This is a genomic window from Kitasatospora sp. NPDC101801, from assembly GCF_044766665.1.
Classification (GTDB): domain Bacteria; phylum Actinomycetota; class Actinomycetes; order Streptomycetales; family Streptomycetaceae; genus Kitasatospora.
This window is the reverse complement of the sequence record NZ_JBIWML010000013.1, coordinates 12,342-29,537: the sequence shown is the minus strand read 5'-3', so window position 1 is coordinate 29,537 and position 17,196 is coordinate 12,342. Positions and strand designations below refer to the sequence as shown.

Here is a 17,196-nt window from a genome sequence, read left to right as displayed (position 1 = left end):
ACGCCGCTCGTGCGCGGACGGGTCGTACGCTCACAACTCGTAGCCGTACGGCCGGTACGGGTACGGCTCGCAGGCATTCGACCCGGATGCACACGGCACGCAGGCGTACGGCCCGGACGCGAACAGGCCCGTACCCGAACAGGGAGGAAGCAGTCATGACCGACACCGCCACCGAGGCGTGGCAGCGCTGGACCGAGCGCCGCACCGCCGCCGTCGGCGCCCCGCACGGGGCCCTCGCCCTCACCGGCACGCACTGGCTGGAGCCCGAGCCCACCGCGATCCCGGGCCTGCCCGGCAGCTGGTGGGCCGCCGACGGTGCGGTGCTCGTGCAGGCCAAGGCCGCCGACGGGCTGCGGGTGCGGGGCGCGGAGGGCGCGCTGGACGGCACCGTCGAGCTGCGCCCCGACACCGCTCCGGACGCCGACCTGCTGACGTTCGGTGAGATCCTGCTGGTGCCGATCGAACGCGAGGGTGAGCTCGCCCTCCGGGTCTTCGACCCGGACTCCCCGGCGCGGGCATCGTTCGCCGGGATCGCCGCCTACCCGTACGCGCCGGAGTGGGCGGTGCCCGCCGTCTTCACCCCGTTCGAGAGCGACCAGGACGTGCTGGTGCCGAACGCCGACGGCCGGGAGCGGCCGCTCGCGGTCACCGGCCGGATCGCCTTCCAACTGGCCGGCGAGCCGCACACCCTGACCGTGAGCCGCGAGGGCGACCGGCTGACCGGGGTGATCGCGGACGGGACCAGCGGGCGGGAGACGTACCGGTTCCGCTTCGTCGTGCTGCCCGCGCCGGACGGCGACGGCCGCACCGTGCTCGACCTGAACCGGGCCTACCTGCCGCCGTGCGCGTTCGCCGACCACTTCGTCTGCCCCTTCCCGCCGCCGGGCAACCGGCTGACGGTGGCGGTCGAGGCGGGCGAGAAGCAGGTTCTGACCAAGTAGCGGGGGCGGACGGGCGCCGGGCGGGTGGAAACCGTTTCGGCGGCGGCGGGGCAGTGAGCGAGGATGAGGCCCGTGCCGACCACTCCCCCTGCGCCCGCCACCCCGTCCAGCTCCGATCCCGCCGGTTCTGCCGGTCCGGCCGGTCCGGCCGGTCGCGCCGACCATGGCCTCTCCGTGGGCGGGTCCTCGGAGGCGATACCCGCCGACCTCGTACCCGCCGACCCCGTACCCGCCGATCCCGTCTCCGTGGGCCCGGCCGACCCCCGGTCGGCGGGAGGGGGTGGGCGCTGGCGCCGGCTGGGCCGCGGTGCGCTCGCCGATCTCAGCCCGCTGCGGGAGCACCCCGACTACCGGCGGCTCTGGACCGGCCAGGTGGTCTCCGCCGTCGGCCAGCAGATGACGGCGGTGGCGGTCGCCGTCCAGGTGTACGCGCTCACCGGTTCCAGCTTCGCCACCGGCCTGGTCGGGCTCTTCTCGCTCGTCCCGCTGGTCGGCCTCGGCCTGTACGGCGGTGCGATCGCCGACACCGTGGACCGCCGCCTGCTCGGCCTGGTCGGCTCCTCCGGACTCGCCCTCACCTCCGCCGTACTGGCCGTGCAGGCCATGCTCGGCCTCGGCTCGGTGGGCCTGCTGTACGCGGCGGTCGCCCTGCAGTCCGGCTTCTTCGCGCTCAGTTCCCCGGCCCGGTCGGCGATGATCCCGCGCCTGGTGCCGCCCCACCAGCTCCCCGCCGCCAACGCGCTGGGCAGCATGAGCATGAGCCTGGGCACCACCGTCGGTCCGATGATCGGCGGACTGCTGATCGCCGCCTTCGGGGTCCAGTCCGCGTACCTGGTCGACACCCTCGCCTTCAGCGGCACCCTCTACGCGATGTGGCGGCTGCCCGCCATGCGCCCCGGCGACGGCGCCCCCCGCAAGCGCGCCTCCGTCCTGGACGGCCTGCGCTTCCTGCGCAGCCGCCCCAACCTGCGCACCAGCTTCGTCGCCGACCTGATCGCGATGGTCTTCGCCTCCCCCCGCGCGCTCTTCCCCGCCATCGCCCTCACCGTCTACGGCGGCGGCCCCGGCACAGTCGGCCTGCTGGTCGCCGCCCCCGCCGTCGGCTCGCTGGCTGGCGCCCTGTTCTCCGGCTGGGTCTCCGGGGTGCGCCGGCACGGCATCGCCATCGTCACCGGCGTCGCCGCCTGGGGCCTGGCCATCGCCGCGTTCGGCCTCTCCACCCACCTCTGGCTCGGCCTGCTGATGCTCGCCGCCGCCGGCTGCGCGGACAGCATCAGCATGATCTTCCGCAACACCATGCTCCAAGTCGGCGCCCCCGACGACATGCGCGGCCGCCTCCAAGGCATCTTCATCGTGGTGGTGGCCGGCGGCCCCCGCCTCGGCGACTTCTTCGCCGGCACCGTCGCCTCCCTCACCACCTCCACCACCGCCCTCCTCACCGGCGGCCTGACCTGCGCGGCCGCCGTCCTCCTCCTCGCGGCCCGCCGCCCCGCCTTCCGCCGCTACGACTCCCACCACCCCGCCCACTGACCTGCACGGCACGCCTGCCCCGCACCGGAAACTGGCAACGAGCACCCCTCCCCGTGCTGTATTGTTTTCCACGTCGCCGGGAGATCGGCGACACGGTCAGAAAGCCGAAGCCCCAGGCCCAGGCAGCCAGACCACGGGACGTGGCGCAGCTTGGTAGCGCACTTGACTGGGGGTCAAGGGGTCGCAGGTTCAAATCCTGTCGTCCCGACCAGCGTTTTCGCAGGTCGGAGGCCGTTCTCGCAGAGATGCGAGGGTGGCCTTTTCGAATTGGTGGTCGTCCGGTGGTCGTTCCTGGGACCACTGGTATTCGCTCGGGTTCTGACGGGTGTTCACGCCGCATTCCCGTAGACGGTCTGACGCTGTGTCGGCTGCTGGCCGGATGTTCCCTTCGTCCTCCTGCGGCGGTTGCGGCGTCGTTCTTCGCGTTTGAGGGCGTTGGCGATGGCGTCGACGGCTTGGCGGGCCGCCTTGCGGGTGAGGTGGGCATAGACGTTGGCGGTGGTGGAGTAGGTGGAGTGCCGGGCGGTCTTGGAGACGATGGTCATCTCGACGCCTTCGTCGAGGGCGGTGGTGACGGCGAAGTGGCGCAGGTCGTGGACGGTGCAGTCGGGCAGGCCTGCGGCGCGGGCGAGTTGGTGGAAGTGATTGAGGACGTACTCGGGGCGCAGGGGGCTGCCGTCGTCGTGGTGGAAGACGAAGCCGTCGAGTGCGGGGCGGTCGGCGTCCTTGCGGAGCCGGAGCAGGAGCTGTCGGGCCCGGGGTGAGAGGGCGACCCACTGGCGGCTTGCCGCCGTCTTGGGGGTGGTCATGCAGAGCTGGTTGTTGTCGATCGCGGACAGGGTCCAGCGGACGTAGATGAGTGCGGGGTGGAGCAGGACGTCGTGCCAGTGGAGGGCGAGGGCTTCGCCCTTGCGCAGGCCGGTGCAGACGATCAGCTCGATGAGGTCCGCGAACTTCGGGTCGGCCCTGCGGCAGTACTGGAGGAAGGTGACCACCTGGGCGACGGTCCAGATGACGCGCTCCTCCGAGTGGGGCCTGGGGATGATCGTGGGCCGGGCGACGTTGGCCGGCAGGCGGTGGGTGCGCTTGGCCTCCCCCAGGGCGGAGGAGAGGGTGGCGAGGATGTGCCAGAGGGTGGACCGCCCTCGGCCAGCGGCGAGTTGGCCGCGGGCGTAGGCGAGGAGGTGCTCGTAGGCGAGGTCGTCCAGGCGCACCGCGCCGAGCGCGGGGATGAGGTCCTTGATGACGTAGTCGCGGTAGCGGACCCAGGTGGTGGGCTTGAGGGTGAGCTCCTTCGCCGCGAGCCAGGTGGTGAGGTAGTCGGCGACGGTCTGGTTCGGGTCGACGTTGACGCCGAGTGTGCGGCCGGCCTGGTAGCGGCGAAGCGCGTCGCGGGCGTCGGCTTCGGTGGGGAAGCCGCCGCGGCGAACCGTGCGGTTGTGTCCGCCGGGGACGGCGGGTGGGAGCTCGAAGGCGAACGTCCAGGTGCCGTGGGAGGGTTCGATGGTGAGACGGGGGCAGTGGGAGCCGAGCTGGTGGCGCTGCTGGTCGCGGCAGCCACAACGCCGGTAGACACGTCCCACCGCGAGGCGGGCACGCATGACGATCACCTTCAGGCAACGAGCGCGGTGAGCGGCACTGCCCATCCTGCTCCGCCCGCCCACGATGGTCCAGGGGCACGACCACAACCCGACCACCACTCCCCCGACAGGACCAGTGACCTGGGCCGATCCCTTGACTCGTGCCCAAGTGCGGGCCTGACCCGCACAGCCTGGTGGCACCGTGGATCGGTGCCACCAGGCCATGACTGTCAGCGGTCACGGGTTGTGACGAGTGCTCGGGCGGCTGCGCGCGCCTGATTCGGTGGTCTTTCCCTGGGCGGTGCCGAGGGGACCGCCCAGGGAAACCAGGCGCGGGTCAGCTGAGGCGGTCCCGGTTGGCGGCGGCGGTCTGCCGCACCAGCTCGCTGAACCGTGCGCGGCTGCGGCGGCTGTGCTCCTCGGCCTGTTCGTCGTCCCACTCCTCGGCGTCGCCCAGGTCCTCGTCCTCCTCCAGGTCGGCGGACTCGCTGTGGATGAGCCAGCAGCCGTGGATGCCGATGAGGAGGTCTTCGAGGAGGTCCCGGGCCGGGCGCTTGGGGTCAAGCGGGGTCAAGCGCAGGGCGATGTTCGCCATGTCGGGGTCGTCCTCGCCTGTGTACTCGGCGATGTTCTCCTCCAGGTCGTCGAGCTGCTCCTGGAGGGTAGCGGGGTCGAGGTAGAGGCCGTCGGTGATGTGCATGGCATGGCGGACCAGTTCGGTGACGGCCTCCTTGGGGGTGTCGTCGTCATCGAGGATGCGGCCGAGCACGACCGTAGGGGTGCGGTGGGGCAGGGCTTCGATGTCGTCGGCGCTGCGGACGACCAGGGTGGGATCCTCGCCGGAGGTCTCGGCGGCGACCTCGGCGGCTGAGGCGAGCCAGTGCGCGGCGGCGACAGCTGCTGCGGTGGGGTCGATCGCGGAGAACAGCTCGTCCGGCCCGAACGGGTCCTCGTTGAGGAGCTGGTCGGCGGCGGCGACCTGGACCGGCGAGGCGTCCTCGCGGCTGAGGAGCACCGCCTGCTGGGCACGCCCGGTGAGGTCGCCGAGTTCGGCGCTCTCGGCGGCGGTGAGCTCCCGCTCGGCCTCGACACGGATCGCGTCGGTCAGGGCCTGGTCGTCGAGGTCGTGGAGAGCGCGGCCGATGCGGTGGGCGGATTCGAGCAGACGGCTGTACTCGACGACCATGGAGCCGCCGCTGGGCAGGTTCGGCGCGGAGACCACGCTCGGCACACTCGCGAATGCCTCCCGTTCCCGTTCGCGGCGCCAGCCCTCGGAGTTGGGTTCGGCGGAGCCGGCCGCGCTGGCGGGATGGGTGTAGGTCCGTCACGCCGCCTCGGACAGGTGGGTGAGCGAGCGGGCCAAGGCCAGCAGCTCGGACGTGTCCGCGGAGCTGGGCAGGGCGGCGATGCTGGTGGAGAGGTCTCCCTCTCCGGTGCCCCACGAGGCGATGAGTTCGCGCCGGTCGGGGTCGACGCTGTACCGCGTCATGGGCTGTACCTCCGGGTCTCCTTGTCGTGCCTGTGGGCACGGCAGAGAGTCTGACGCACTGCCAGGACATCTGGGCAGCACTGTCCTCGCGCAACTCTTTCGAAGTCCAGCCCTACGCGGTCACCCCCAGGACGGTTACCTCGTCGCCGAGTCGCAGGGTTCCGAGCAGGTCGCCGGTCGAGGCGGCGGGGCGTTCGGGGACGAGGCTCAGGCCGAATGCGAGTTTGTCGCCGAGCCGGTGGTGGCGCGCGAGGGCCTTCAGCGGGGCTGAGCCCCGACGTTCGCCGGTTTCCTGGTCGATGGTGATCACCACGCAGCGGCCGCAGGGCTCAACGGTCTTGAAGACGGCTTCGCCCACCTTGATCCTGCGCCAGCCGTCCTCCTCCCATGGTCGGGTTCCCGAGATCACCAGGTTGGGGCGGGATCGCTCCATCGGCAGATGGTCGGACTGCGGGTCGCCGGTCACACGGTCGTGGGTGAGGTGGTGGTTGAGGGCGGCCAGTGACGCGGTGGTGGTGAGCAGGATCGGGTAGCCGTCGACCAAGCTGATGGAGGCGTCCGCCGGGCCGTCTTCCAGGTCGATCCTTCGGCTGGTGGCCGGGTCGTCGAGGTAGAGCAGGCGGACGGCGCCGAGCCGCGCGGCGAACCACGCCTGTGTTCGCCGGTCGGCTTCCAGGGTGGGGAACGCGGCACCGAACAGGATGCCCTGCGTCCGCGGACTTGTGGTGGGGCTGGGCACCGGGACGTGGGTGCGTGAGCCGGCCGGGTCGGTGACGGTCAGGGAGCCGTCGGGGTGGAGACGGGTGCGGTACTGGCCGATCGACGGCTGCTGGTGCTGGGTCACGGCGTGGCCGGCGGGGTCGGCGAGCATCCAGCGGCGATCCCCGGTGAGGCCCCACGGTGTGACGTCGGCGGTGTCGGGGCTGATTCGGTAGGCGGACTTGATCGGGTAGAGGTGAAGTGCGGTCAGTTCGGGCATCTGCCCGTCCCGTTCGTGAGAAGCAGTCGGTGGTGGCGGTACCGGTGCACCTGAGCAGGTGGCCAGTACCGCTGGCGGCGGGGCGTTCCGGTGTCCGGAACGGCACCTGCCAGGCGGCGGTCCGCGAGGAAGTCGAGCCCGCACAGCCCTCTCCAACAGTGGTCGGCAGAAGGGCATTTGGCTGCGGTGGTCTCGGACGCTGAGCGACTGGCCGAGACCACCGCGGTAAAGGTGTCGGTCCGTCAGGCGTGTGTGGTCATGCGGGTTCGACGCAGTACAGGGCGGCGCGGACGGTGGCCGCGTCGGCACCGGCCGCACCGGTGACCCGGATGCGGGCCTGCTCGCCCGCCAGCAGGGTCAGCAGGCCCTGGTCGGCGACGGCGCCCGGCGCCAGCCGGTCCGCCTGGAGGAGCAGGTCACGGAGCAGGGTGTGCGCGGTGACCACGACGTCGACGGTGTCGTGGCTGCCGTCCACGACCTCCACGCTCACCTCGAACTCGGGCTGCTGGTAGTCGAATTCCTTGTCGCGGACAGGGAAATGGACCGCGCGCAGACCGTCGGCGTCGGCGACCAGGAACTCCTTGGCCGACTGGTCCACCGGCGCCAGCACCTGCGGAACGGCCAGGCGCAACACTGAGCGGGTCTCGACGGTCACCGGTACTTCGGTGGTCGCGGTGACGGTGCCGTCAGCGGAGACCCTGCGCAGTGTGACGGTGGTGTGCCAGGGCTGTGCGGCCTGGTTGACCAAGGCAACGGTGGGGGCGGCGCCGTCGGTGCCGGGCTGGAGGGTGAGGAGCCGGTCGGCGTAGACGCGGCGCAGCTCGTACCAGAGGGGCTTGAGGCGGCCGTCGCCGTCGATGGCGGCCCAGGAGGAGACCGGCCAGCAGTCGTTGAGCTGCCAGACGACGGTGCCGGCGCAGCGGGGCCAGTGGGAGCGCCAGTGTTCGATGCCGGCGGCGACGGCGCGGGCTTGGACGACCTGGGTGAGGTAGTGCCAGCGGTCGAAGGCGGCGGGGAGGCCGAAGTGGTGCTCGACGCCGCGGTTCAGTTTGTCGTTGCCGTCCTCGGCCTTCTGGTGGTGGAGCATGCCGGGCGAGCCGGGGGCGAGGTCCTCGGTGGGCAGGGCGCGGCGCAGGGTGGCGTGGGCGGGCGGGGCCTGCCAGCCGAACTCGGCGACGAAGCGGGGGACGGTGGCGCGGTACTCGGCGTAGTCCTGGCGGTTCCACACCTCCCAGGAGTGGTGGGTGCCGTGGTCGACGTCGTTGGGGTGGTGGTCCCAACTGCCGGACCAGGGGCTGCCGGCGGTGTAGGGGCGAGTGGGGTCGAGTTCGGCGACGATGCGGGGAAGCAGGCCGAGGTAGTAGCCCTCGCCCCAGGAGTCGGTGGCGAGTTCGTCCTCCCAGCCCCAGTCGCGGAAGCCCCAGAGGTTCTCGTTGTTGCCGTTCCACACCATCAGCGAGGGGTGCGGCATGAGGCGGGCGACGTTCTCGCGTGCCTCGGCCTCGATCTCGCCGCGCAGGGGTTGCTCCTCGGGGTAGGCGGCGCAGGCGAAGAGGAAGTCCTGCCAGACCATCAGGCCGAGTTCGTCGCAGGTGTCGTAGAAGGCTTCCTGTTCGTAGATGCCGCCGCCCCAGATCCGTACGAGGTCGATGTTCGCCTCGGCGGCGCGGGTGAGGCGCTCGCGGTAGCGCTCGGGCGTGACCCGGGTGACCAGGGTGTCGTCGGGGATCCAGTTGACGCCTCGGACGAAGAGGCGGACGCCGTTGACGATCAGGGTGAAGCCGCTGCCGTGTTCGTCGGCGGAGGTGTCGAGTTCGACGGTGCGGAAGCCGATGCGGCAGTGCCAGGTGTCGAGCGGGCCCTGTTCGTCGGCGAGCGTGACGTCGAGGTCGTGCAGGGCCTGATCGCCGTGCCCGCGGGGCCACCACAGTGCCGGGTCGGGGACGTGCAGGACGAGGACGGCGGTGGTCTGGTCGGCGGGGACGGTGACCGTGGCGGTGTGCTCGCCGATGGTGGCGGTGGCGGTGAGTTCGCGGTCGGTGCCGGTGGTGGTGCGCTCCAGGTCGAGGTGGAGTTCGACGGTGCCGGTGGTGCCGTCGACGGTGGTGTGGGGGCGCACCCGGGCCAGCCGGGCGGTGGACCAGTGCTCGATCCGGGCCGGGCGCCAGATGCCGGCGGTGGGCAGGGTCGGTCCCCAGTCCCAGCCGAAGCTGCTGGCCATCTTGCGGATGTACTGGAACGGCTCCGGGTAGACGTTGGGCCGGTCGCCGACCAGGGCGCGCACGCGCTCGGCTTCGCGGTAGGCGCTGGTGAAGTGGACCTTGAGCTCGCCGGTCAGGCCGGTGGCGTCGAAGCGGTAGCTGCGGTGCATGTTGCGGGTGGAGCCGAGTTCCGTGCCGCCGAGGGTGATGGTGGCGGCGGTGTCGAGGCCGTCGAAGACCAGGTCGGTGCGCTCGTGCCGGGTAGCGGTGGCGGTGGCGGGCAGGTCGAGGGTGTAGGTCCAGTCCTGGCGGCCGACCCAGGCGACCGCGGTCTCGTTGGCCTCCAGGAACGGGTCGGGGATCAGCCCGGCGTCGAGCAGGTCGGTGTGGACGCAGCCCGGCACGGCGGCGGGGAGCCGGTTGCCCGCGTGGTGCAGGGTCCAGCCCTGGTCGAGGGGGGTGGCGGCCTTCATGGTGCGGCTCCGTTCGCTGCGGGGGTTCTGGGGGCTGGCGGGAGCAACCGTAGCCCGTCCGACATCCTCTGTCTATAAACCGGTTAGGTAGATGTTCTGTGCTCAACCAACGAGGGATATCCCTCATCAGCGCCAGCAACTCTTCAACCTGGGCCGGCTCGGTTGGGCCGATGGGCTCGAAGGGCTATCAGATAGCTTTACCGGTTCGTCGGCGTGGGTGGTCGCCGCGTCGCGGGCTGCCCGCCGAGGACGCCGGGCGTCAGGCGCCGAGCTTTCGCCTCGATTCGGCCCAGCGCTTGTTGAGGTCGGCGAAGTACCCGGCCTGGTCGCCCGGAGCAGCGCCGCGGGCGATGTCGACCAGCTTGCGGCGGTAGTCGGGGGCGCTCAGCCCGATCCCGGCGCCCTTGTCGATCTCGCTCACGGCGGCGGCCTTGTCCTGGGTCTGTGTCATGATGCGCACGCCCCGCTCGTCGAAGGCCTTGAGGGCCGACGGCAGTGGGGCGCCCTTGACCGTGGAGACGGCCTGTTCCGCCTGGGCGCTGCCGGACTTGGTCAGGTACCAGTCGATCCAGGCCCGCGCGGCCGCCTTGTCCTTGGAGTGCGCGCTGACCGCGTACTTGTAGTCGGGCTGGACGACTGTGCAGAAGTGGGCCTTGGTCAGCGCGGGGAAGGGCATGTAGCCGATGTCGTCGGGGTTGCGGCCTGCGGCTTGGGCGGCTTTCCGCATCTGCGGTATCGCCCAGGATCCGAGGAACATCGCGCCGATCCTCCCCGTGCCCAGCAGGGTCTTGGAGCTCTCCCAGTCGGTGGCGGTCGGGTCGGGCTCGGTCAGCTGTTCGCGGACGACCCGGTAGAGCAGGTCGTCGATGGCGCGGAGGTCCCTGCCAGGGCCCCAGGGGTCGGCGACGGCGGCCAGGGCGTCCCGGGCCGAGTTGTCGCAGCTGGGTCCGCCGATGTGGTCCGACCACTGCCGCAGCGGCCATCCGTCGTGGTAGTTGGTGTAGTAGGGGATGGCCTGCGTCTTCGCCTTGACGGCCTTCAGGTCGTCGATGAACTGCTGCGGGGTCTTCGCCCACTCGGTGATGCCCGCCTGCTCCCAGATCGCCTTGTTGTAGACGAAGCCGGTGGCGATGCCGATGTTCGCCAGGCCGTATACCTGGTGGGCCACCGTCGCGTACTCGGTGAAGTCGAAGGTCTGCGCCAGGTCGTCCGCGGAGCCCAGCGGGGCGAAGTAGGTCGGGTACTGGCCGAGGGCCATGCTGTTGGGGATCAGCAGCACGTCGCCGTAGCCGCCGCGCTCCAGCCGGTCGCCGATCTCGCCCTCGTAGTCGGTGACGGCCTCGAACCGGACCCGGACGTCCGGGTGGAGCTTGCGGAACCGGTCCGCGTACTTCTTCAGCGTCCCGTCCGAGAGCTGGTCGGTGCGGTTGGTCAGGACCGTGATCTCGCCGGAGATCCGGCTGTCCCCGCCGTCGGGGGGCGGGGCGTCCTCGCCCAGGATCCCGCAGGCCGTGAGCAGCATGGCCGCCGAGACAGTGACGGCCACCCATCTTCTGCGCATTCGCTCGTCCTCCGTGTTGGTCGTCGGGGAAGGCCGAGGCGGGCCAGGAGCTCCGGCGGGGGCAGGCGCGCTACCTGTTCACGGAGGGTGGCCACCTCGACCTAACCGGTTAATTCGATGGAACGTTATGGCTGCGACTCAGCAGTGTCAATGGCTGATTAACCGGTTGTTCCAGGCGTGCGGGGTTGGCTACTGCGGATGGTGGTGCGCGTAGTAGCTTGGGGTCGGAAGGTCTGCCTCATCGGTTCAGAAGGGTCCTCGTGGATCAGGTGTCCCCGCAGCAGAAGCCGGCCGCGCGGCGGCCCACGATCGCCGACATCGCCAAGATCGTCGGTGTTTCGAAGGTCTCCGTCTCGAACGCGCTGAACGGTCAGCCGGGCGTCTCGGAGGCGACCCGGGCCCGGATCGCGGAGGTCGCGGAGGAGATCGGGTTCGTGCGCAACAGCGCGGCCCGGGCGCTGAGCGGGGCGAAGTCCTCGGCGGTGGGTCTGGCGCTGGCGCGGCCGGCCCGGATGCTGGGGACCGAGCCGTTCTTCATGGAGCTGATCGGCGGGATCGAGAACGTCCTGTCCGAGGCGTCCTACTCGCTGGCGCTGCAGGTGGTCTCGGACCACGAGCGCGGGCTGGAGGCGTACCGGCGGTGGTGGGGCGAGCGGCAGATCGACGGCGCGATCCTGGTGGACCTGCGGGAGGACGACGCGCGGGTACCGGCCCTGGAGGAGCTCGGCCTGCCGACGGTGGTCATCGGCCACCCGTCCGGCTCCGGCCGCCTGACGCCGGTGTGGTCCGACGACACCGCCGCGATCCGCGAGACGCTGGAGTACCTCGCGGCGCTGGGGCACCGCCGGGTCGGCCGGGTCGCCGGACTCACCGGCCTGGTGCACACCTCACTGCGCGACGAGGCCTTCGCCGCCGTGTGCCGGGAGTTGGGGTTGGAGGCCGCTCCGGTCGTCCACACCGACTACACGGGCATGGAGGGCGCGCGGGCGACGCGGCGCCTGCTGCTCTCCCCCGGCCGGCCGACCGCGATCCTCTACGACAACGACATGACGGCGGTCGCCGGCCTGTCGGTGGCCCAGGAGATGGGGCTCCAGGTGCCCCGGGATCTGTCGATCGTCGCCTGGGACGACTCCCCTCTGGTCCAGGTGGTCCGGCCTCCGCTCACCGCCCTGACCCGGGACATCCACGCCTACGGCGCGCACGCCGCCCGGATCCTGCTGGCGCTGATCTCGGGCGAGAAGAGCGAGGGCTACGAGGACGCCGCTCCGCAGCTGACCCCCCGGGGGAGCACCGCCGCGCCTGCCGCGTGAGCGGCGGCCGCCACAGAGCGGCCGGGGTTCACGGCCGGTGGGGCGGCGGGCCGGTGGTGCCGCGCGGGACCAGGACGGGGGTGCCGGAGACCCGGGACTCGGCCCGGCCGGTGTCCAGCAGTTCGAGCAGGCACCGCGCGACCTCGGAGCCGAAGGCGAACGGGTCGTGGCTGAGGGCGGACAGGCCGGGCCGGGTGATCTGGCACAGGTCCGAGTCGTCCCACGCGACGATCGACAGGTCCCGGGGGACCTGGAGTCCCAGCTCCTGGGCGGCGGCCAGGCCAGCCACGGCCATGAGGTCGTTGTCGTAGACGATCGCGGTGGGTCGTTCGGCGGCGGCGAGCAACTCCTGTGTGGCCCGGGCGCCTTGATGGGCCGACAGGTCGGTGGGCAGGTTGCGGTGGGCGTCGAGGGACAGTTCTGCGGCGACGGCCTCGAACGCCCGCGAGCGGACCAGGGCGCTGCCGAGCCTGGCCGGTCCCGCGACGTGGGCGATCCTGCGGTGCCCGAGGACGGCGAGGTAGCGCACCGCCTCGGTGATCGCCGCCGCTTCATCGGTCCACACCGCCGGGAAGGGGCCGCTGAGGTCGGGGTGGGTGACGGCGATCACCGGCATGCCCAGTCGCTGGGTCGGCTCGATCCGGGGGTCGTCCTGCGTCACCCCGGTCAGCACCGCGCCGTTGACCTGGCCGGACTGCCACCATTTCTTGTAGAGGTCGATCTCCATCTCGCGGCTGGCGGTCAGGTGCAGCAGCAGGGAGCAGGGCCGTTCCTCCAGGACGCTCTGGATGCCGCCGATCAGGGCCATGTGGAGGGCGTCGAGCCCTTCGGTCACGGCCTCGCGGCTGATCGCCATCCCGACGGTGTGCACCTGGGGGCTGCGGGCGAGCGAACGGGCGGCGAGATTGGGGGACCAGCCGAGCTCGCGGGCGGCCTCGGTGATGCGGCGGCGGGTCTCCTCCGAGACGCCGGGCCGGCCGTTGAGGGCGAGCGAGACGGCGCCGGCGGAGACCCCGGCGCGCGCGGCGACGTCTCGGATCGTCACCCGGTGCTGCATGCTGTTCCCCTCTGACGGCTGATGGGCCCGCGACGCGCACGGCGCGTTCGGGGATCATCCTGTCAGGTCGGGCCGCCGCGGGAGGCGGCCGCCCGGTCCGGGGTCAGCCCGCCGGCGGGCCGGTCTCCGCGGACCCCCGGGCGATCAGGCGGGTGGGGATCTCGATGCGGCGGGCCTGGCCGGTCTCGCCGTGCAGACGCTCGAACAGCACGCGCGCAGCGGTACGGCCCAGGGCCGCGGGGTCCTGGGCGATGACGGTCAGGCCGGGTGTGAGGAGCTCGGCGAGTTCGAGGTCGTCGAACCCCAGCAGGGCCGGCCGAACGTCCCGACCCGCGAGGACGCCCAAGGCGGTGGCGGTGATCCGGTTGTTGGCGGTGAGCAGTGCGGTGACGGGCTCGGGCCCCTCCAGCAGGCGGGCGACGGCTCGGGCGACCCGGGGCGGGTCGGTGGGGCCGGTGGCGACCCACCGCTCGTCCACCGGCAGGTGTGCCCGGGCCATCGCCTCCCGGTAGCCGCGCAGGCGCTCGGCGCAGGTGTGGATGCCGGGCAGGTCGCCGACGAATCCGATCCGGCGGTGTCCGTGGCGGATCAGGTGGGCGACGCCCTGGCGGGTGCCGCCCGCGTTGTCGCTGAGGATGGCGTCGGCGTCGATGCCCGCGGCGGGACGGTCCAGGAACACCACCGGGGTGCCGGAGGCGATCTCCGGCTCCAGGTAGGAGTGGTCGGTGCCGGAGGGGACGATCACCAGGCCGTCGACCCTGCGGGCGCAGAAGGCCATCGCCAGCTCGCGCTCCCGCTCGCCGTCCTCGGCGCTGGATCCGGTGAACAGCAGGCAGCCCTGTTCGACAGCCACGTCCTCGACGGCGCGGGCCAGCTGGGAGGAGAAGGGGTCGCCGATGTCCTCCAGCAGCAGCGCGATGCTCGCGGTGCGGCCGGTGCGCAGCAGACGGGCGCTGTCGTTGCGGCGGAATCCCAGCTCGGCGATGGCGGCTCTGACCCGCTCGGCCATGGCCGGGGTGACGCCACTTTCGCCGTTGACGACCCGGGAGACGGTCTTGAGGCCGACGCCGGCCCGGGCGGCGACGTCGTTCATGGTGGGCCTGGTGCCGTGCCTGGTGGGGGTCATCGGTGGTGGGAGGCGGGGTGCCGTGCGGGCCCGGTTCCTCCGTCTCCTTCCGGTCCGTGCGGGCGGGCCGTGCCCGCGAGGAGGCCAGGGTACGCGCCGGCCCGGCTGGCGGAATTCCGGGCGGCGGAGCTGTGGGCCCGGGTCGGCCGGGGTGTGCGGATTCCTGTTCACCGAGGACACCGCGTGCACGCCCTCCCTCCTCGGAGGCAGAGGGTCGTGTGGTGCGGTCGGGCTCTGTCAGCGGTGGGCGGGCAGTGCGGGGCGCGCCAGGGCGGCTGCGCCGACCAGGCCGGCGTCGGTGCCGAGCTGGGCGGGCAGCACCCTCAGGCCGCGGGTGAAGGCGAGGGTGGCGTACGAGGCGAGGTAACGGGTGAGGGGGTCGAACAGGACGGGGCCGGCCTTGGCGACACCGCCGCCGATCACCGCGACGTCGAGTTCGACGAGGGTGGCGGCTGCGGCGATCCCAGCGGCAAGGGCACGGGCGGCGAGGTCGTAGGCGCCCAGGGCGAGGGGGTCGCCGGCCAGGGCAGCGGTGGCGATCGCATCGGCAGTGGTACTGCCGTCAGGGCCGGGCTGCCAGCCGAGTTCGGCGGCGGTGCGGGCGATGGCGGTGCCCGAGGCGAGTCCTTCGAGGCAGCCTCGGGAGCCGCAGGGGCAGGGGCGTCCGTTGAGGTCGACGGTGATGTGGCCGAGGTGTCCGGCGTTGCCGGTCGGGCCGCTGTGGAGGCAACCGTCAAGGACGAGGCCGGCGCCGACGCCGGTGGAGACCACCAGGCACAGGGCGTTGCGGTAGGGGCGTGCGGCGCCGCGCCAGTGCTCGGCGGCGGTCATCGCGACGGCGTCGCCGCCGAGAACGACGGGCAGGTCGCGGACGGCGGGGTGCTCGGCGGCCTCGGAGCGCAGCGGGAAGCTGCGCCAGCCGGGGAGGTTGACCGGGCTGACCGTGCCGGCGGCGATGTCGACTGGGCCCGCGCTTCCGATGCCGAGGGCCCGTACGTGCTGCCAGGCGGGGAGGCGGGCGAGATCGTCGAGGACGTGGTCGACGGCGGCCATCAGTTCGTGCCGGTCGCCGTCGGCGGGAGTGGGCACCTGGAGCTGGTGGAGCAGGGTGCCGTCGGTGTCGACCAGGCCGCCCGCGATCTTGGTGCCGCCGATGTCGAGGGCCGCCGTCAACGGTCCTACGGGGGTTTTCTGCACTGATCCAGCGGGTCCGACTGCGAGGGCAGCACCGGCCATGTCGTAACTCATTGTGATGTCTCCGGGCGTGGGACTGAGCTGCGCCGCAGTGCGGGCCGGGGCGCGGCCGGGGGTTCCCGGTGATTCTGACCCGGCTAGACAACGTTGTCCAGCACTCCCCGGTCGCGGTCGGATAACAGGGGCAGCGAGCTCAATAAGTTAGGCAAACGTTTAGTAAAGTGAGCCTTGTTTGGCAACAAAACTGGTGGATATCAATGTTGACCGCTCTATGGACATGGCGACGAAGTGACGTCTACGTTAAGCGTCCAGCAGCCAGGGAGGCCGGTACGGGTCCGCTGGGTGCCGCTTCCCCCGTGTCAGCAGACGATCAGCGCGAAGGATGAGCGAAATGCGAAGAGGATGGGTGGCCTTCGCGGCCGCGACCATGGTGGTCCTCACGGCGTGTAGCAGCAACGGCGGCGGCGCCACCTCGGCCCCGACGGTCAACTCCGACCCGGCCAAGGTGTCCGGCTCGATCACGGTCCTGACGAACCGCACCGACCAGCTCGGCGACGGCGTGCTGGACAAGTACGCCGCCGAGTTCAAGAAGGTCTACCCGAACGTCAAGGTGAAGTTCGAGGGGATGAAGGACTACGAGGGCGAAGTCAAGATCCGCATGAACACCGAGAACTACGGTGACGTGCTGCCGATCCCCTCGGACCTGTCGATCGCTCAGTTCCCCAACTTCTTCTCGCCGTTGGGCGAGGACGCCGAGCTCTCCAAGCAGTACCAGTGGACCGACTACTCGACGGTGGCCGGCAAGGTCTACGGCATCGCCAACTACGGCACCGTGACCGGCTTCGTCTACAACAAGAAGGTCTGGGCGGAGGCCGGCGTCACCGACTGGCCCAAGACCCCCGAGGACTTCACCGCCGCGCTGAAGGCCATCAAGGCGAAGGGCGCCGCGACCCCGTACTACACCAACTACCACGACGGCTGGCCGCTGCGGCAGTGGACCGACGCGATCAGCTCCCCGAGCTGCGACCCCAAGGCCAAGGACGCCCTGGCCACCACGCAGCTGCCGTGGACCAGCGGCAACGACATCTTCACCATCGACAGCCTGCTGTACTCGGCCGTCCACGAGAAGCTCTCCGAGGACGACCCGACCACCACCAACTGGGACAACTCCAAGGTCCTGCTGGCGACCGGCAAGATCGGCTCGATGTACCTCGGCTCCTGGTCCATCTCGCAGGTGCGCGACGCCGCCACCAAGGCAGGCGCGAACCCGGACGACATCGGCTACATGCCCTTCCCCTCCACCACCGGCAAGCCCTGCACCGTCCTGCAGCCGGACTACAAGTACGCGATCAACAAGCACTCCAAGAACCAGGAGGCGGCCCGCGCCTGGATCGACTGGTTCGTCAACAAGTCCGGCGCCGCCCAGAACGAGCAGGGCATCTCCTCCGTCAAGGGCACCGAACTGCCCAGCGCCCTCAAACCCTTCACCGAGAAGGGCGTGCAGATGATCGGCCAGAACCAGGAGAAGCTGGCCACGGTCAAGAAGATCGACAAGGGCGCGGAGATCAACCTGGACGCCCCGGACTACCGGCAGAAGCTGGTCGACATCGCCCGCGGCGCAGCCCCCGGCGACCAGAAGTCCTACTTCGCCGAGCTCAACAAGAAGTGGTCCGAGTCGCAGAAGACGGTCGGCTGACCCACCCGGGACCGAGCGGCCCGGCCCGCGCCCACCCGCCCTGACCAACGGGGCCGGGC

At 71.4% G+C, this 17,196-nt stretch carries 13 protein-coding genes and 1 tRNA gene; 5 read left to right on the top strand and 9 right to left on the bottom strand.

Translation table 11 applies throughout. From position 1 onward, the window contains the following. Positions 1–155: 155 nt before the first annotated feature. The 3 genes from ACIRPK_RS17295 (at position 156) to ACIRPK_RS17285 (ending at position 2,682) form a co-directional block, all read left to right on the top strand. Complete coding sequence (locus ACIRPK_RS17295) at positions 156–941, top strand: DUF1684 domain-containing protein (protein ID WP_403039249.1); 786 nt, start codon at positions 156–158, stop codon at positions 939–941. A gap of 174 nt (positions 942–1,115) precedes the next feature. Continuing rightward, the gene (locus ACIRPK_RS17290) at positions 1,116–2,471 is read left to right on the top strand and encodes an MFS transporter (protein ID WP_403039246.1); all 1,356 of its coding nucleotides are present in this window, start codon (positions 1,116–1,118) and stop codon (positions 2,469–2,471) included. Positions 2,472–2,605: 134 nt separating this feature from the next. After that, positions 2,606–2,682 (top strand) — tRNA-Pro (locus ACIRPK_RS17285). A gap of 118 nt (positions 2,683–2,800) precedes the next feature. Here ACIRPK_RS17285 and ACIRPK_RS17280 read toward each other — a convergent pair. The 6 genes from ACIRPK_RS17280 to ACIRPK_RS17255 all read right to left on the bottom strand — a co-directional run bounded on the left by ACIRPK_RS17280 (position 2,801) and on the right by ACIRPK_RS17255 (position 10,754). Next, positions 2,801–4,072, bottom strand: coding sequence for a tyrosine-type recombinase/integrase (locus ACIRPK_RS17280; protein ID WP_403039243.1), 1,272 nt, complete (start codon positions 4,070–4,072; stop codon positions 2,801–2,803). Positions 4,073–4,388: 316 nt separating this feature from the next. Further along, positions 4,389–5,273: a hypothetical protein gene (locus ACIRPK_RS17275; protein ID WP_403039241.1), complete on the bottom strand. Its 885-nt coding sequence runs from the start codon at positions 5,271–5,273 to the stop codon at positions 4,389–4,391. A gap of 102 nt (positions 5,274–5,375) precedes the next feature. Next, positions 5,376–5,540: a hypothetical protein gene (locus tag ACIRPK_RS17270; RefSeq protein WP_402878923.1), complete on the bottom strand. Its 165-nt coding sequence runs from the start codon at positions 5,538–5,540 to the stop codon at positions 5,376–5,378. A gap of 112 nt (positions 5,541–5,652) precedes the next feature. Next, a complete protein-coding gene (locus ACIRPK_RS17265; RefSeq protein ID WP_403039238.1) occupies positions 5,653–6,519 on the bottom strand; it encodes an MOSC domain-containing protein in 867 nt (288 codons plus the stop codon). Positions 6,520–6,775: 256 nt separating this feature from the next. Continuing rightward, on the bottom strand, positions 6,776–9,193 hold the full coding sequence (locus ACIRPK_RS17260; protein ID WP_403039235.1) for a glycoside hydrolase family 2 protein: 2,418 nt from the start codon (positions 9,191–9,193) through the stop codon (positions 6,776–6,778). Between the two features lie 259 nt (positions 9,194–9,452). Next, entirely contained in the window at positions 9,453–10,754 is a 1,302-nt protein-coding gene (locus tag ACIRPK_RS17255; RefSeq protein WP_403039232.1) for an ABC transporter substrate-binding protein, read from the bottom strand. A 269-nt stretch (positions 10,755–11,023) separates the two neighbouring features. Here ACIRPK_RS17255 and ACIRPK_RS17250 point away from each other — a divergent pair, with 269 nt between their 5' ends. Beyond that, entirely contained in the window at positions 11,024–12,064 is a 1,041-nt protein-coding gene (locus ACIRPK_RS17250; RefSeq protein WP_403039597.1) for a LacI family DNA-binding transcriptional regulator, read from the top strand. Positions 12,065–12,092: 28 nt separating this feature from the next. Here ACIRPK_RS17250 and ACIRPK_RS17245 read toward each other — a convergent pair whose 3' ends face one another. The 3 genes from ACIRPK_RS17245 to ACIRPK_RS17235 form a co-directional block, all read right to left on the bottom strand. After that, on the bottom strand, positions 12,093–13,121 hold the full coding sequence (locus ACIRPK_RS17245) for a LacI family DNA-binding transcriptional regulator (RefSeq protein ID WP_403039230.1): 1,029 nt from the start codon (positions 13,119–13,121) through the stop codon (positions 12,093–12,095). 103 nt (positions 13,122–13,224) lie between these two features. Continuing rightward, positions 13,225–14,247: a LacI family DNA-binding transcriptional regulator gene (locus ACIRPK_RS17240; RefSeq protein WP_403039227.1), complete on the bottom strand. Its 1,023-nt coding sequence runs from the start codon at positions 14,245–14,247 to the stop codon at positions 13,225–13,227. A 237-nt stretch (positions 14,248–14,484) separates the two neighbouring features. Then, positions 14,485–15,483, bottom strand: a complete 999-nt coding sequence (locus ACIRPK_RS17235; protein WP_403039594.1) for an ROK family protein — start codon at positions 15,481–15,483, stop codon at positions 14,485–14,487. A 349-nt stretch (positions 15,484–15,832) separates the two neighbouring features. Between ACIRPK_RS17235 and ACIRPK_RS17230 the strand changes: the two genes are divergently transcribed. Beyond that, positions 15,833–17,137 carry an ABC transporter substrate-binding protein gene (locus ACIRPK_RS17230; protein ID WP_403039224.1) on the top strand — a complete coding sequence of 435 codons (1,305 nt, stop codon included), beginning with the start codon at positions 15,833–15,835 and terminating at the stop codon, positions 17,135–17,137. Positions 17,138–17,196 lie beyond the last annotated feature (59 nt).